Annotated in this window: 16 protein-coding genes; 4 read left to right on the top strand and 12 right to left on the bottom strand. The window is 73.1% G+C overall.

All coding sequences use genetic code 11. The features are described 5' to 3' along the window. Nucleotides 1-21: 21 nt before the first annotated feature. Nucleotides 22-1257, top strand: a complete 1236-nt coding sequence (locus ACYQ77_RS08220) for an MFS transporter (RefSeq protein ID WP_459709027.1) — start codon at nt 22-24, stop codon at nt 1255-1257. Here ACYQ77_RS08220 and ACYQ77_RS08215 read toward each other — a convergent pair. The 10 genes from ACYQ77_RS08215 to ACYQ77_RS08170 form a co-directional block, all read right to left on the bottom strand. Further along, the gene (locus tag ACYQ77_RS08215) at nt 1141-2322 is read right to left on the bottom strand and encodes an MFS transporter (protein ID WP_459709025.1); all 1182 of its coding nucleotides are present in this window, start codon (nt 2320-2322) and stop codon (nt 1141-1143) included. The two genes, ACYQ77_RS08220 and ACYQ77_RS08215, sit on opposite strands and share 117 nt — an antisense overlap. A gap of 69 nt (nt 2323-2391) precedes the next feature. Then, nucleotides 2392-3624, bottom strand: coding sequence for a sensor histidine kinase (locus ACYQ77_RS08210; RefSeq protein ID WP_459709023.1), 1233 nt, complete (start codon nt 3622-3624; stop codon nt 2392-2394). Further along, nucleotides 3621-4295, bottom strand: a complete 675-nt coding sequence (locus tag ACYQ77_RS08205) for a winged helix-turn-helix domain-containing protein (protein WP_459709020.1) — start codon at nt 4293-4295, stop codon at nt 3621-3623. Before ACYQ77_RS08205 ends, ACYQ77_RS08210 begins: the two co-directional genes overlap by 4 nt. Further along, nucleotides 4292-5026: a S1C family serine protease gene (locus ACYQ77_RS08200; RefSeq protein WP_459709018.1), complete on the bottom strand. Its 735-nt coding sequence runs from the start codon at nt 5024-5026 to the stop codon at nt 4292-4294. Before ACYQ77_RS08200 ends, ACYQ77_RS08205 begins: the two co-directional genes overlap by 4 nt. A gap of 120 nt (nt 5027-5146) precedes the next feature. Next, on the bottom strand, nt 5147-6100 hold the full coding sequence (locus tag ACYQ77_RS08195; protein ID WP_459709015.1) for a VWA domain-containing protein: 954 nt from the start codon (nt 6098-6100) through the stop codon (nt 5147-5149). After that, nucleotides 6097-6990 carry a DUF58 domain-containing protein gene (locus ACYQ77_RS08190; RefSeq protein ID WP_459709014.1) on the bottom strand — a complete coding sequence of 298 codons (894 nt, stop codon included), beginning with the start codon at nt 6988-6990 and terminating at the stop codon, nt 6097-6099. The genes ACYQ77_RS08195 and ACYQ77_RS08190 overlap by 4 nt, the downstream gene beginning before the upstream one ends. Further along, on the bottom strand, nt 6987-7973 hold the full coding sequence (locus tag ACYQ77_RS08185; RefSeq protein ID WP_459709011.1) for an AAA family ATPase: 987 nt from the start codon (nt 7971-7973) through the stop codon (nt 6987-6989). Before ACYQ77_RS08185 ends, ACYQ77_RS08190 begins: the two co-directional genes overlap by 4 nt. After that, entirely contained in the window at nt 7970-8191 is a 222-nt protein-coding gene (locus ACYQ77_RS08180) for a hypothetical protein (protein ID WP_459709009.1), read from the bottom strand. Before ACYQ77_RS08180 ends, ACYQ77_RS08185 begins: the two co-directional genes overlap by 4 nt. 82 nt (nt 8192-8273) lie before the next feature. Continuing rightward, complete coding sequence (locus tag ACYQ77_RS08175; protein WP_459709006.1) at nt 8274-10742, bottom strand: ABC transporter permease; 2469 nt, start codon at nt 10740-10742, stop codon at nt 8274-8276. Continuing rightward, complete coding sequence (locus ACYQ77_RS08170; RefSeq protein WP_459709751.1) at nt 10742-11479, bottom strand: ABC transporter ATP-binding protein; 738 nt, start codon at nt 11477-11479, stop codon at nt 10742-10744. The genes ACYQ77_RS08175 and ACYQ77_RS08170 overlap by 1 nt, the downstream gene beginning before the upstream one ends. Nucleotides 11480-11580: 101 nt before the next feature. On the opposite strand from ACYQ77_RS08170, the gene ACYQ77_RS08165 reads away from it, so the two are divergent. Together ACYQ77_RS08165 and ACYQ77_RS08160 are read left to right on the top strand one after the other, a co-directional pair. Continuing rightward, nucleotides 11581-12747 (top strand): sensor histidine kinase, encoded by a 1167-nt coding sequence (locus ACYQ77_RS08165; RefSeq protein ID WP_459709003.1) that lies wholly within the window; start codon nt 11581-11583, stop codon nt 12745-12747. Between the two features lie 65 nt (nt 12748-12812). Beyond that, entirely contained in the window at nt 12813-13340 is a 528-nt protein-coding gene (locus ACYQ77_RS08160) for a DUF3592 domain-containing protein (protein WP_459709000.1), read from the top strand. Nucleotides 13341-13386: 46 nt separating this feature from the next. Here ACYQ77_RS08160 and ACYQ77_RS08155 read toward each other — a convergent pair whose 3' ends face one another. Beyond that, nucleotides 13387-13800: an SRPBCC family protein gene (locus ACYQ77_RS08155; RefSeq protein ID WP_459708997.1), complete on the bottom strand. Its 414-nt coding sequence runs from the start codon at nt 13798-13800 to the stop codon at nt 13387-13389. Then, on the bottom strand, nt 13778-14107 hold the full coding sequence (locus ACYQ77_RS08150) for an ArsR/SmtB family transcription factor (RefSeq protein WP_459708995.1): 330 nt from the start codon (nt 14105-14107) through the stop codon (nt 13778-13780). The genes ACYQ77_RS08155 and ACYQ77_RS08150 overlap by 23 nt, the downstream gene beginning before the upstream one ends. A gap of 124 nt (nt 14108-14231) precedes the next feature. Between ACYQ77_RS08150 and ACYQ77_RS08145 the strand changes: the two genes are divergently transcribed. Further along, on the top strand, nt 14232-14429 hold the full coding sequence (locus ACYQ77_RS08145) for an antitoxin (RefSeq protein ID WP_459708993.1): 198 nt from the start codon (nt 14232-14234) through the stop codon (nt 14427-14429). The last annotated feature ends 49 nt before the right edge of the window (nt 14430-14478 follow it).

Raw genomic sequence — 14478 nt, 5'->3', positions numbered from 1 at the left:
GGCTCGTGACACTGCAGTGGCATGAGTCCGCTCAGCAGACGGCTGTTGCCGTTGCACGCAGGTGTCGCCTTGCAGGGGTTCGTGCTCTGGTACCCCGTCGAGAAGCTGTTCATGGCCGAGATCGGCTTCGACGCGGCGTCGGTCGGGGTCATGGCGGCCGCGTACGCGGTGGTCGTGCCGCTGTTCGAGGTGCCGTCCGGGGTGCTCGCCGACCGGTGGAGCAGACGCGGCGTGCTGGTCGTGGCCAGTGTGGCGCTCGCGGTGTGCTCGCTGATCGGCGGCCTGAGCACGAACGTGCCCACGTACATCGCGGGCGTGCTCGCGCTCGGGCTGTACTTCGCGATGTACTCGGGCAGCGTCGACGCGATCGTGTACGACACGGTGCTGGCGGAGACCGGCGACTTCGAGCAGCGGCTGGGGCGGGTCCGGTTCGTCGAGAGCGTGGCGCTCGTCGGCAGCTCGCTCGCGGGCGGCGTGCTCGCCGGCCTGCTGGACGCGCGGGTCACGTACTTCATGACGATCCCGTTCTCGCTCGCCTCCATCGCCTGCTACCTGCGGTTCCGGGAGCCGACGCTGCACCGCGCCGAGACGAGGCCACCGCTGCGCGCGCACCTGGCGACCACGTTCCGCGCCGCGCACCACGGGCTCGTGCCGGTGATCGCGCTGGCCGTGCTCACCGCGGTGCTGACGCAGGTCGTGTTCGAGTTCGGGCCGTTGTGGCTGGTGGCGCTCGGGGTGCCCGCCGTGCTGTACGGGCCGTACTGGGCGGGCCTGATGTCGACGCTCGGCATCGGCGGCCTGCTGGTTGGCCGGCTGGCGCGGCGGAACCGGCTGCTCGGCACGGCCGCCGTGCTCGTCGCGGCGGTGGTCGTGCTGTGCGTGAGCCACGACTTCGCGGTGGTGACGGCCGCGCAGGTGGTGGCGGCGCTGCTGCTGGTGGCGCTGGGCATCCACGCGAGCAGGCTGCTGCACGACGCGATCCCGTCGACGGTCCGCGCGGGCGTGACGTCCGGGGTGAGCTCGCTGTCGTGGCTGGTGTTCCTGCCGCTCTCGCTGCTGTTCGGGCTGGTCAGCGAGGCGCGCGGGGTGCACCGGGCGGCGTGGCTGCTCGTCGCCGTCGCCCTGGCGGTCGGCCTGCTGCTAGTGACCCTTCGTCGCGTACCGGCGGCGGCCCAGGGTGGCCGTGACGACGAGCGGGACGCTGACGGCGAGGGTGATCGCGAACATGGTCGTGAACCGGCCCGCGTCGACCAGTGAGCCGAACACCGCGGCCGCGATCGCGCTGCCGACGAACAGCAGCGTCGCGAACAGGGAGATCGCGGTCGCGCGGTAGCCGGGGGCCATGTCGGTCGCCCACGTCTGCAGCGTGGAGTGCATGAACGCCCACCCGCCGCCGAGCAGCACGGTCCCCGCGACCACGGCGGCGGGGGCGTGCGTGATCACCAGCAGCACGTACGCGAGCACTGCCATGGTGCCGCCGGTGAGGATCAGCATCGCGGGCGCCACCTTCGTGGTGCGCGCCTTCACGACCCGCGCGAAGACCAGCACCGAGGCCCCGTAGAACGCGGTGAGCAGCCCGGACAGGGTGACCGACAGCCCCGACGCGTGCACCACGACCGGCAGGAACGTCAGCGGCCCGAGCAACACCAGGCCCTCCGCGAGCACCAGCGTCAGCACGAGCAGCGCGGTCCGGTTGGTGAGCACCCCCCTGAGCGACGACCACACCGGCGGTGGCGGGCCCAGCTCGGGCTCGGTCATGCGGCGCATGAAGAACGCCAGCAGCCCGGCCACCACGGCGGTCAGCGCGAACGCCACCCGCCAGCTGGCGAAGTCCGCGATGATCCCGGCCCCGACGGTGGCCATGGTCATGCCGACCGCGGAAGCGGTCATGAGGTCGGTGAGCGGCGCCTGCCGCACCTTCACCGGCACGGTGTCGCCGATGTAGACGAGGCCGCCGGGGATGGCGGCGGCCATGCACGCGCCGGTGACGCCGCGGGCCACCACCAGCCACAGGATGTCGGGCACGGCCGCCGAGGCGAGCCCGCCGGCCATCGCGAGCAGCAGCGCGAGCCGCATGGTCCGCACCCGGCCCAGCCGGTCGGACACCATGGCCCACCCGATCTGGGCGACGCCGTAGCAGAGGAGGTAGGTCGCGGCGGCCACGCTGACCGCTTCGACCGAATCGCGCATCTCGGCGGCGATCACCACCAGCATCGGCGCGATCATGAGCCGGTCGAACTGCGAGGTGAAGGCGCCGACCTGGAGGAGCCGCAACGATCGGGTCAGCGCGGGACCGGTCGCCTGCTCCACGTCGTTCGACATCCCCGCTCCTCGTCGTCCCCGATCAGTCAAACGCCGGGAGCGGGGCGGGGACCAGACGCGATCACCGTGTTACTTGTCACGTGTTTCCCCGCGCCCCGGAGGACCGGACGGCAGCTCGGGTGGCGGGGCACCGTAGGGGCGGTCGCGCGACGGGAACCACAGCACGACCGTGCTCCCCGCGCCGACCTCGGAGAACAACGCGACCCGGCCGTCGTGGGACTCCACGATCTGCCGGACGATCGCGAGCCCGAGCCCGGTGTGCCGGTCGTCGAGGGCAGGCGACTGCGCCCGCCGCCAGAAGCGGTCGAACACGTGCGGCTGGTCCTCCGGCGCGATGCCCGGCCCGTCGTCGGTGACGGTGGCCCACAGCCAGCCGTCCTGGCGGCCGGTGGCGACGGTGATCGTCGAGGTGGTCAGCCGGACGGCGTTCGACAGCAGGTTGCCGACGGCCCGCCGCAGCGCGTCGTGGTCGCCGATGACGGTGAGGTCGTCCGCCAGGTCGTAGGTGATCCGCACGCCGCGTTCGGCGGCCAGCACGTCGAACTCCTCCCCGGCCTCGCGGGCCACGGCCGACAGGTCGACGTCGGTGTCGGCGAGCGCCCCCGAGGACCGGCGCGCGGTGGCCAGGAGGTCGTCGACCAGGCGGGACATGCGGTTCGTGGCGCGGTCGATCACCTCGACGGCCCGCTCGCGCTCGGACTGCGACGCGTCCTGCGCGGTGAGGGTGGCGTCGAGGTGCGCGCGGATGATCGCGAGCGGCGACCGCAGCTCGTGCGAAGCGTCGTCGATCAGCCGCCGCTGCGCCTGGAACGCCTCGTCGAGCCGGTCGAGCATCGAGTCGATGGTGTCGGCCAGGTCGCGCAGCTCGCCGCGCTGGCCCTCCAGGTTGATGCGCCGGGACAGGTCGGTCGCCTGGATCTCCTTGGCCGCGCGGGCGATCTGCAGCGCGGGCCGCAGCGCGCGGCCGGACAGCACCCAGCCGATGCCGAGGCTCGCCACGAACAACCCGCCGAGCACGGCCGCGGAGTAGGTGCGCAGGTTCTCCAGCGTGCGGAGGTTGACGGCCGACTCGACCTCGTCCACCGCGGCCACGGTCATCGTGCCGACCGTGTACTCGCGGCCGTCGGCCTTCCGCTTCACCAGGTCCGCCTCGTACTCGCGGGTGATCGGCTTCGGGTCGGTCGCGGCGTAGACCGCCCAGTAGATCGCCCCGAGCGCGGCGCCCGCCAGCACGAACAGCAGCACCGAGTACAGCACGGTCAACCGGAACCGCACCGATCCGACGATCTCCGGCAGCTTCACGTCAGGCGGTATCCCTTCCCCACGACCGTCTCGATGAGACGGTCACCGCCGAGCTTGCGGCGCAGCGTGCCGATGGTGACCCGCACGGTCTGGGTGAACGGGTCGACGTTCTCGTCCCACACGTGCTCGAGCAGCTCCTCGGCGCTGACCACGTGCCCCGGCCGCGTCATCAGGTACTCGAGCACCGCGAACTCCTTGGGCGACAACGGGAGCCGCCGTGCGCCGCGCCACGCCTCGTGCCGGGCGGTGTCCAGGGACAGCTCCCCCACGGTCAGCACCGCGCTGCCGCCACGCACTTCCCTGCGCAGCAGGGCACGCACCCGCGCGAGCAGCTCGTCGAGCGCGAACGGTTTCACCACGTAGTCGTCGGCGCCGTCGTCCAGCCCGCGCACGCGGTCGGACAGCCCGCCCCGCGCGGTCAGCATGAGCACCCGCAGGTCCGTTCCCGCGATCACCGGCATCTCGCCGGAGCGGATCGCGCGGCACAGGGTGAACCCGTCGCCGTCGGGCAGCACCAGGTCGAGCAGCAGCAGGTCGTAGTCGTTGACGGTGAGCTTCTCGTAGGCGCCCGCCGCGGTCCCGGTGACGTCGACGGCGTACCCGGCACGCACGAGGCCGAGCTGGACCGCCTCGGCCAGCTCGGCCTCGTCCTCGACGAGCAGGAGTCTCATCGGATGAGCTCGTGCGCGACGGCGGCGGCCCGGTCGATGGGGATGGCGAACCCGATGCCGATGGACCCGCCGCCGTCGTACGTGGCGATGGCCGTGTTCACGCCGATGACCTCCCCGCGTGCGTTGACCAGCGGACCGCCGGAGTTGCCCGGGTTGATCGACGCGTCGGTCTGCAGCGCCGTTTGACGGCCGCCGCCGATCCGGACAGGACGGTCCACAGCACTGACTATGCCCGACGTGACGGTCCCGGACAGCCCCAGCGGCGACCCGACCGCGAGCACCTGCTCGCCGACCCGCACCCGCGACGAGCTGCCGATGGCCAGCGTCCGCAGCGCCGCGCCCGGCTCGACCCGCAGCACCGCGAGGTCGTGCTCGGCGTCCGTGCCCACCACCTCGGCGGGCAGCCCGCGCCCGTCCGGTCCGGTGACCCGCACGTCCGGCGAGCCCGCCTCGAGGATGTGGTGGTTGGTGAGGACGTGCCCCTGGTCGTCGATGAGGAACCCGGTGCCCGACGCCCTGCCTGCCCGCACAGAGACCACGCCCTGGCGCACCTGGTCGGCCACCACCACGAGGTCACCGGGCGGGCCCGGCCGGGGCGCTGAGGGGGTGGCCACCCCGGCCGGGCTGTCGGCGTACCGGCCGGCGACCGCTCCGGCGCCGGCTGACACCCCGACGACGAGCAGCCCGGCGACCAGCAACCGAGGCACAGTGCGGGTTCGGACTGGCTTCACGAGCGGATTGGCCGGGCCCACCGGCGGCGGCGTCGGGGGCGGCACCGCCGGTGGGTGCTGTGGGGGCTGGAAGTCCGGTCCCCGCCGGGGACCAAGACCGGGTGACCGCATCGCGCTCTCCTACGGGAGTCTCGAGAACCAGAGCAGTGAGGTGCCCGCGGTGGCGAGCCCGAACAGCAGGCCCAGCCCGATGAAGCGGTACGACACGTCCTGCTGTTCGGTGCGGAAGCCGACGGAGCTGCCGATGTCGGCGTAGACGTCGCGCAGCTCGTTCGTGGTGGCCGCCTCGTGGTAGGTGCCGCCGGTCCGTTCCGCGACCGCGCGCAACGTCTCGCCGTTCACCGGCACGGCCATCCGGTCGCTGCCCTGCTCGATGGCGCCGTCCGGGGTGCCGACGGAGATGGTGTCGACGGGCACCTCGGCGGCGGCCGCCTCGGACGCCGCGACGGCCGGGTCGGTGCCCTGCGTGTTGGCGCCGTCGGACAGCACGACCGCACGCGCGGGCGGTGGTTCGGCGCCCGCGTCCGCGGTGCGCACAGCCCGCAGCGACGCGGCGATCGCGTCACCGATCGCGGTACCCGGCTGGGTGACCGTGCCGACGGTCAGCCGGTCGATGCCCGCCCGCAGCGCGTCCCGGTCGGTCACCGGGGCGACCACGACCTGCGCGGTCCCGGCGAACGCGACCAGCCCGACGTTGAACTGCGACGGCAGCAGGTCCACGAAGTCGTGCGCGGCGGCACGGGCGGCGGCGAGCCGGTCCGGTGGCACGTCGTCGGCGCCCATCGACGGCGACACGTCCACCGCGACGATCACCGTCGCCCGCTCACGCGGCACCTGGACGGCCGCCGCGGGCTGCGCGAAGCCGACCACCAGCAGCGCCAGCATGATCACGAACAGGGACGCGGGCAGGTGGCGGCGCCAGCCGGGCCGCGTCGGCGCGACCTTCTCCAGCAGCGGCAGGTTGGTGAACCGCACCGCGTACTCGCTGCGCCGGATCTGCAGGACGACGTAGAGGATCACGAGGGCGACCACCCCGGCCAAGAGCCAGAGGCGCCCCGACGCCAGGAAAGTCATGACCGAGCCAACCTCCGTTGCAGGTGGACGTGGCGGACGACGTCGGCGACCCAGTCCCGGTCGGTGCACAGCGGCAGGTGCGCGGCGCCCGCACGGCGGATCGCGGTGCGCACGGCGTCCTTCTGCGCGGCGGCCGCCGCGGCGAACCGGGCCCGCACCTTCCGCGACGCGGTGGGCACGTCCCGCCGCCGTCCCGTCTCCGGGTCGACCACCGTCAGCACGCCGACGTTGGGCAGCGTGAGTTCACGCGGGTCGGTGACCTCGATCGCGATCACCTGCTGCCGCAACGCGAGCAGCCGCAGCGCCGGTTCCCACGACCGGGGGTCGTCGAGGAAGTCGGACACCACCACGACCAGCCCACGCCGTCGGAGCGCCCGGTGCAGCCCCTCCAGCGAGTCCGAAAGGGACACGTGCGGGCCGGGTTCGGCACGCGGGGTCGCGAGCAACGTCCGCAGCAACCCGTGCAGGTGTGTGCGGCCGGTCCGCGCCGGGTAGCGGCGGATCCCGGACGGCAGCATCAGCTCCGCGCCGAGCCGGTTGCCCGCACCGGCGGTCAGGAACCCGACCGCCGCGACCGCGGCCACCGCCAGCTCGCGTTTCTCCAGGTCGGCGGTGCCGAAGTCCATGCTGGCGGTGCCGTCGACCAGCACCCACACGGTCAGCTCGCGCTCGGCGACGGTCTCCCGCACGTGCGGGGTGCCGGTCCGGGCGGTGACGGCCCAGTCCATCCGCCGCACCTCGTCCTCGCCGGGCCGGTACTCGCGGCTGCCCGCGATCTCGGTCCCGGCGCCGGGCAGGAACCCGGCGTACTGACCGCGCAGCAACCCGTCAAGACGCCGGGTCACGGTCAGCTCCAGGCGCCGCAACCGCTGCTCCTGCAGGTCGGTCATGCGGCGTCCTGTTGCAGGGGCGCGATCACCGGCACCGGGACGGCACTCAGGATGCGCTGTACCAACGTGTCCGTCGACACGCCCTCGGCGAGCGCGTCGAACGACAGCACCAGCCGGTGCGCGAGTACGTCGACGGCCAGCTCCTGGATGTCGGCGGGCAGCACGTACTCGCGGCCACGCAGCAGGGCGAGGGCACGTGCCGCCGCCACCAGACCGAGCGTGGCGCGCGGGGAGGCGCCGAACTGCAGTGCGGCGGCCACGTCCGGCAGGCCGAACCGTTCCGGGTCGCGCGTCGCGAGCACCAGGGCGACCACGTACTCGGCGAGCGCGTGGTGCACGTGCACGTCCCGTGCCTTGTCCTGCAACGCGAGCAACACCTCGGGGTTCAGCACCGGCCGCACTTCCGGTTGCCGCACGCCCATCCGGTACAGGATCGCGAGTTCCTCGTTGTCCGACGGGTAGCCGACGACGATCTTCATGAGGAACCGGTCGCGCTGCGCCTCCGGCAACGCGTACACGCCCTCGGACTCGATCGGGTTCTGCGTCGCCAGCACGAGGAACGGCCTCGGCACGGGGTGGCTGCGCTCACCGATCGACACCTGCCGCTCGGCCATGGCCTCCAGCAACGCCGACTGCACCCGCGCGGGTGCCCGGTTGATCTCGTCGGCGACCACGACGTTCGCCATCACCGGGCCGAGCTCGACGTCGAAGCCCTCCCGCGACGGCCGGTAGATCCGCGTGCCGACGATGTCGGACGGCACGAGGTCGGGCGTGAACTGGATGCGGGAGAAGCTGCCGCCCGCCACCGTCGCCAGCGTGCGGGCGGCCAGCGTCTTCGCCACCCCGGGCACGCCCTCGAGCAGGCAGTGCCCGTCGGCGAGCAGCGCGACGACGAGCCGCTCGACGAGCCGGTCCTGCCCGACGATCGTCCGCTTGACCTCGAACAACGTCTGCTCGAGCAGTTGCGCCGGGGCGGGGTTCACAGTCCCGTCCCCTGCGGGGCCGCCGCCTCGCCGGACTTCTCCGGGCAGTCCTCGCGGGGCTGCTCCTGTCGTGCCGCCTCGTCGGCGGGCTGCTCCTGCTGCACGATCCGCACGGTCGGGTCGTTCTCGTCGGCGGTCGCGTAGGCCACCCCGCCGACGACGGCCGCCGCGGTGGCCGCACCCGCGACCGCGATCCCTGCCAGTGTCCTGATCCGCATGTGCCGGACCCCTTTCGGTTGGCTGTGGGACCAATCCCAGCAAGCCGGACCGAAAGGGGTGATAAGCAAAGAACGTGTGAAATCAGGCGATCGCCGTGATCGGCCGCGCACGCAACGCGACCCTGGTCGGCACGCCGATCGCCAGCAGCCCCAGCAGTCCCGTGACACCGACGATGCCGAGGAACGCGAGCGGTTCGACCGCCGGGACCGGCGACCCGGTCATGCCGATGCTCATGCCCACCAGCGGCGGCAGCGCGGCCAGCGACCCGACCACCACGGCGATCGCGACGACGATCAGCGACTCGATCAACGTCATCCGCCGCACCTGCCGCTTGCCGGTGCCGACCAGCCGCAGCAGCGCGAACTCGCGCGACCGCGCGGCCGTCGCCATCACGAGCGTGTTCACCACGGCGATCGCCACGTAGCCGAGGATCACGAACAACGCGATCAGGTTCACCCACGACTTCGCGTCCCGTTCGGACTGTCCGGCGGCGGCGAGCGCCTGCCGGTCGGCCACGACGACACCCGGTATCGCCGCGAGCGACCGCGCGGCGGCAGCGGGATCGGCCGCGTCCACCAGGATCGACTGGTCGAGCCTGCTCGTGGTGTGCGCGAGCAGCACGTCGTGCGGCAGCGTCAGGTCGCCGAACCCGAGGCCGCGCTGGTAGGTCGCGACGACGGTCGGGTGCACGACCGCGCCGTCGCCCAGGTGGACGTCCATCCGGTCGCCGATGCCGACGCCGACGGTCTCGGCGGCCATCGTGGACAGTGCGATCGTGTTGCCGCGCAACGAGTTCAGGTCGCCTTCGCGGGACACGAGGTCGAGGGTCCGCGCAAGACCGGCTGGATCGACGCCCTGTGCCGCATAAGGGGTGGTCTCCCACGTGCCCGCCATGAGGTGCCGCACGAACGCCTGGCTGCGCACCACGGGTGTCACCCCGGCGACGCCGTCGGCGGCCCGCACCTCGTCGGTGACCGACGGGGCCAGCCCGGACGGCGCGGTCACCACGAAGTCGGCCACCACACCGCGGTCCACCTGGTCGGCGGCCTCCGCGTCGACCGTGGTCTGCGCGAAGACCTGCACCGACGCGAGCGTGACCGCGAGCACCAGCGGGGTCACGGCGACGGCGAGCCGCCGCGCGCCGGCGGTCACGTTCGCCACCGCCAGGTACCCGCCGACCGGCGCCGCCTTCCGCAGCGGGCCGCCGACCAGCCGGATCGCGGCCGCGACGAGCTTCGGGCCGAGCAAGGCGATGCCCACGACCATCAGCAGCGCCGAGCCCGCGGCGCCCGCGACCGCGGTCTCGCCGGGCAGGAACACCGGTGCGGCGGCCGCGCCCGTCCCCAACGCGAGCGCGACCACCCCCGCCAGCACCCGGGCCCGCCCCACCGGCTGCACGTCGACCGCCGACTCGCGCAGCGCCTCGACCGGCTGGATCCTCGCCACCCGCCGCGCCGCGACCCAGCCCGCGATCCGCGCGGTGACCAGGCAGAGCAGCAGTGCCGCCACGCCCGGCACGGGACCGAGCGCCAGCCCGAAGTCGCCGGGCAGCATCCCGGCCGTCGCGAACCCCGACCGCAACCCGTAGGCCAGCGCGTACCCCGGCAGCGTGCCGAGCACCGCGGCGCTGCCCGCGACCAGCAGGATCTCGGCGCCGATCATGCGGTGCACCTGGCGGGGCGTCGCCGCGACGGCCCGCAGCAACGCGATCTCCCTGCGCCGCTGCCGCACGGACAGCGCGAGCGTGCTCGCCACCACGAGCATGGCGATCATGATCGCGGTGCCCGCGAACGACAGCGACAGCAGGACCAGCTGCGACCGCACCTGCCCGACGTCCAGGAACTCGACGTCGCCGCGTGCGTCGCCGGTGTAGGTGACCACGTCCGGCAGGGCGGCGGCGATCCGCGCCGCCAGGTCGCCTGCGGCCACCCCGGGCTCGGTGAGCACGCCGACCGCGTCGACCTGCTCCGGCCTGCCGGACAGCGCCCCGGCCTGCTCGTCGGTGAAGAACAACGCGGCCGCGCGGGGGTGTGCCTGCGCGGTGATGCCGGTGACGGTGAACGTCCTCGGCACGGCCCCGACAGCGATCTCGATCCGGTCGCCGACCTTCGCCCGCGCCCCCAGCGCGGCGTCCAGCACGACACCGTCCGTGCGTGGCTTCTGCCCGTCCCGCAACGAGAACGGCGCCAGCTCGGCGGAGCTCCACCCGTGCGCGTCCGCGGGCACGCCGCCGACGGTGACCGGCACGGTGACGTCGCCGATGGCCTTCGCGACACCGGGCACGGCGGCGACCTCCTCGACCGTGCCGACCGGCAGCGGGACCCGCTCGCTGTAGGGCTGGTCGAGGTCCTCGACCACCGGGATCGCCTGCGGCGCGCCGACGACGACCGGCGCGCCCGCGTACCGCTGCGGCGGCACCCCGGAGCGCAGTCCCGACTCGAACAGCACCCCGAGCGCGGTCAGCAGCGCCGCGGCGGCGAGCACCGCGACGAACATGCCGGCGAACGGGCCTTTGCGGTGCCGGATCGTCGCCTTCGCGTGCTCGAACATCACCACTCCCCCAGGTGCGTCATGCGCTCGGCGACCACCTCGGGCGACGGCCGGTGCAGCTCGTCGGCGAAGCGGCCGTCGGCGAGGAAGACGACCCGGTCCGCGTAGGCGGCGGCCACCGGGTCGTGGGTCACCATCAGCACGGTCTGCCCGAAGCGGGACACGACCGTGCGCAGCAGCCCGAGCACCTGCTTGCCGGTGCGGGTGTCGAGCGCGCCGGTCGGCTCGTCGGCGAACATCACGTCCGGCCGGGTGACCAGCGCGCGGGCGATCGCCACCCGCTGCTGCTGGCCGCCGGACAGCTCGGACGGCAGGTGCGTGAGCCGGTCGACGAGGCCGACGCTCGTGACGACCTCGCGCAGCCAGTCCCGCTCGACCGCGCGGCCCGCGAGCCGCAGCGGGAGCGTGACGTTCTGCTCGACGGTGAGCGCGGGCAGCAGGTTGTAGGCCTGGAACACGAACCCGACCCGCTCGCGGCGCAGCGCGGTGAGCGCGGCCTCCTTGAGCCGCGACAGGTCGGTGCCGCCGAGCCACACGGTGCCCGACGTCGGCCGGTCGAGCCCGGCGGCACAGTGCAGGAAGGTGCTCTTGCCGGAACCGGACGGGCCCATCACCGCGGTGAAGGAACCGCGGGCGAGGTCGATGCTGACGTGGTCGAGCGCGGTCACGGCCGCGTCCCCCCGGCCGTACACTTTGGACACATCGGCGAGCCGGACGGCCGTCGCGCCGGAGATCATGGTTTCGGACACGCGGTCAAAACTAGGAACTCGCGACCGTCGGCACGATGCAGCCAGGTACCGGATTCGAGGTACAGCTGGCTATACCCCATGCTGGTGACATGCGAGAACGGGTCGCGGCGGTCTGGCGGACGGTGCGCTACCTGCTCGTGGGCGCGTTCACCGGGCTCGTGTCGCTGTTCCTGCTGCCGTTCATGCTGGTGCTGTTGCTGGTGGTGCGCCCGACCGCGCTGCGCTGGCTGCACGACTGGGCGGGCCGCGAACGCGCCAGGGTCGCGGCGTTCACGGGTGCGCCGATCCCCGAGCCCGCCCCGCCGGAGCGGCTGTGGGACGCCCGTCGTGACCTCACCTGGCTGGTCGTGCACGGGCTCACCGGCACGGTCGTCGGCCTGGTCGGGTTCGCGCTGCCCGCGTCGGCGATCAACGCGGTGCTCGTGCCGTTCTACTGGTGGGCGGTGCCTGCGGACGACCCGGTCACGTCGCCGTACCCGGTGACGTCGTGGCTGGGCGCGGCGTTCATGCCGCTGGTCGCGGTCGGGTACGCGCTGCTGTCGCTGTGGCTCGTGCCGTGGCTGGGCCGGTCGCAGTCCCGGGCGGCACGGGCGCTGCTGTCCCCGCCCGCCGGCGCCCGGCTGGCGATGCGGGTCGCCGAGCTGACCGCGTCCCGCGCCGCCGCGCTGGAGGCGCACGGCGCGGAACTGCGCCGCATCGAGCGGGACCTGCACGACGGCACGCAGAACAAGCTGGTGGCCGTCGCCATGCACCTGGGGATCGTGGAACGCGCGCTGCGGCGTGACCCGGCGGCGGCGCTGCCGATGGTGTTGCAGGCCCAGGACGCGGTGAGCGACGCCCTGTCCGGGCTGCGTGGCGTGGTGCGCAGCATCTACCCGCCGGTGCTGTCGGAACGCGGGCTGGACGGTGCGATCGCGGGCCTCATCGCGAGCAGCGGAGTGCCGTGCGAGCTGACCGTGACGGACCTGCGGCGTGCCCCGGCCGCGGTCGAGTCGGCGGCCTACTTCGTGGTGGCGGAGGCCCTGACGAACGTCGCCAAGCACAGCGGCGCCACCCGCTGCGAGGTGCGCCTGTCGGCCACCGACCACCTGGTGCTGGAGGTGTGGGACGACGGCCACGGCGGTGCCGACGAGGAGCACGGCACGGGGCTGTCCGGCATCCGGCGCCGGGTCGCGGCCTTCGACGGCACGACGACCCTCGACAGCCCGGCCGGCGGCCCGACCACGCTGCGGGTCACGTTGCCCCTGGGCAGCTAGCAACTGAGCACGCAACTTCGCGGCCTGCGCACCACACCGGACACCGGCGACCTACCGTTGACCGCGTGATACCGCCGGAGGTGCCCTGGTGGGCGCGGAGGTTCCGACCTCGCACGCCCCGTGAGCCGCTGTCGCGTGCCGAGAAGGTGGTGCTCGCCGTGCTGGTCCTCGTGGTGGGTGCCGTGGCGGGCACGGTTCTCGTGGTCTTCGGCCTCGTGCCCGCCTTCCGGGACTACGCGGCGGACCAGGCACTCGACGAGCGGGGGCAGCGGGTCGTCGGCGTCGTGGACAGCGTCGACCCGGACGGACCGGTCAAGCACGAGCGGATGCGGTACCACTACACGGTCGACGGCCGGATCCACCACGGTTCCGGCGACTTCACGAACCCGGACATGGTCGGGCGGAAGATCAAGCTCATCTACGACCCGGAGAACCCCGGCAACTCCCGCGTCGACCTGTCGCGCGACGCCGGCGCGCCGCCCCGGTCGGACTCCTCCTGGCCGTGGACGCCCGTGCTGGTCACGGTGGGGCCGGCGGCGGTCGCCGTGTGGTTCCTGCGCCGCCAACCGTGGTGGATCAAGCGCCGTCGGTAGCGCGGTGGTGCCCGTCGAGCCCGTCTCGAAGGGCACCACAACGGGGTCAGGACGCGGTGACCTCCTCCAGCTCGCGGGCCAGGCGGGGCAGCACCGCGGTCGCCCAGCCGCGGGACATGTTCGTGAACGCGTGCTGGTGGCGGGGGTCGTCGAGGTCGAACCCGCCGTGTTCCAGGAAGAGCCGGGTGCCCGCGCCTTCCTCCACGAGCCGCCACGTGATCGTCCAGTCGACGTCGCCCTCGCCGAACGTGTAGCTCAGCAGCCGCTCCTCGTCGACCGCCGTGACCGTGCACGGCTGACTGCCCCACGCGCCCATGTCGAGCGTGAACCGGTGGCCGACCTCGGGCCGGATGTCGCCCTGGGCCCACCAGCGGGCGAGCCGGTCGGGCTCGGTGAGCATCCGCCACACCTTCGCGGGCGGCTGGGCCAGGAACTGGTCAACGTGGATCGTGTCGCTCATCGTCTTCCTCCATGATCTCGGACAGGGTGCGCATGCGGTCACGCCAGAAGCGCTCGAAGGGGTGCAGCCAGTCGCTGACGGCGGCGAGCGGCTCGGCGGTCAGGTGGTAGTGCCGCTCCCGGCCGCGCACCTCCTCGCGCACGAGCTCCGCGCGCCGCAGGATCTGCAGGTGCTCGGACACCGCTGGTCGTGACAGGTCGAACTGGGCGGCCAGCGCACCGGCGGTGCGTGAGCCGTCTCTCAGCAGCTCCAGCAACCGCCGCCGCACCGGGTTGGCCATGGCGGTGAACAGTCGATCGTCAAGCACGCGACCCAAGATATGTCGGAGATCTCCGACATGTCAACAACTCCCGACATGTTTTGGGAACTCCGCGGGGCGGGTACTCCGTTGACCGGGTACGTGACGACGGAAAGGACGCGCCATGCCGCTCATGAGGAGACTCACCGCCCTGGCCGGGACCGCCGCCGCGGCTCGCACTTACGCCCGCCGGAACCCGGACAAGGTGAACAAGATGGCCACGAAGGCGGCCCAGTTCATCGACAAGCGGACGAAGGGCAAGTACCACTCACAGATCGACAACGCGGTCCGCAAGGTCCACGGCTACACGGGCAAGCCGGGCAAGCACTGACCCGATGCGCTGACCGGGTCCGGCCCCGAGCCGGACCCGGTCGCCGTGT

This window comes from Actinophytocola sp. KF-1 (assembly GCF_054661535.1).
Note: the sequence above shows the minus strand (reverse complement) of the source record. Positions and strands in the feature narration are given on the sequence as shown.

Coding starts and splice junctions, on each gene's coding strand:
- ACYQ77_RS08175 (WP_459709006.1), bottom strand. CDS start 10,742: ATGTTCGAGCACGCGAAGGCGACGATCCGGCACCGCAAAGGCCCGTTC.
- ACYQ77_RS08145 (WP_459708993.1), top strand. CDS start 14,232: ATGAGGAGACTCACCGCCCTGGCCGGGACCGCCGCCGCGGCTCGCACT.
- ACYQ77_RS08155 (WP_459708997.1), bottom strand. CDS start 13,800: ATGAGCGACACGATCCACGTTGACCAGTTCCTGGCCCAGCCGCCCGCG.
- ACYQ77_RS08220 (WP_459709027.1), top strand. CDS start 22: ATGAGTCCGCTCAGCAGACGGCTGTTGCCGTTGCACGCAGGTGTCGCC.
- ACYQ77_RS08165 (WP_459709003.1), top strand. CDS start 11,581: ATGCGAGAACGGGTCGCGGCGGTCTGGCGGACGGTGCGCTACCTGCTC.
- ACYQ77_RS08180 (WP_459709009.1), bottom strand. CDS start 8,191: ATGCGGATCAGGACACTGGCAGGGATCGCGGTCGCGGGTGCGGCCACC.
- ACYQ77_RS08215 (WP_459709025.1), bottom strand. CDS start 2,322: ATGTCGAACGACGTGGAGCAGGCGACCGGTCCCGCGCTGACCCGATCG.
- ACYQ77_RS08205 (WP_459709020.1), bottom strand. CDS start 4,295: ATGAGACTCCTGCTCGTCGAGGACGAGGCCGAGCTGGCCGAGGCGGTC.
- ACYQ77_RS08170 (WP_459709751.1), bottom strand. CDS start 11,479: ATGATCTCCGGCGCGACGGCCGTCCGGCTCGCCGATGTGTCCAAAGTG.
- ACYQ77_RS08195 (WP_459709015.1), bottom strand. CDS start 6,100: ATGACTTTCCTGGCGTCGGGGCGCCTCTGGCTCTTGGCCGGGGTGGTC.
- ACYQ77_RS08190 (WP_459709014.1), bottom strand. CDS start 6,990: ATGACCGACCTGCAGGAGCAGCGGTTGCGGCGCCTGGAGCTGACCGTG.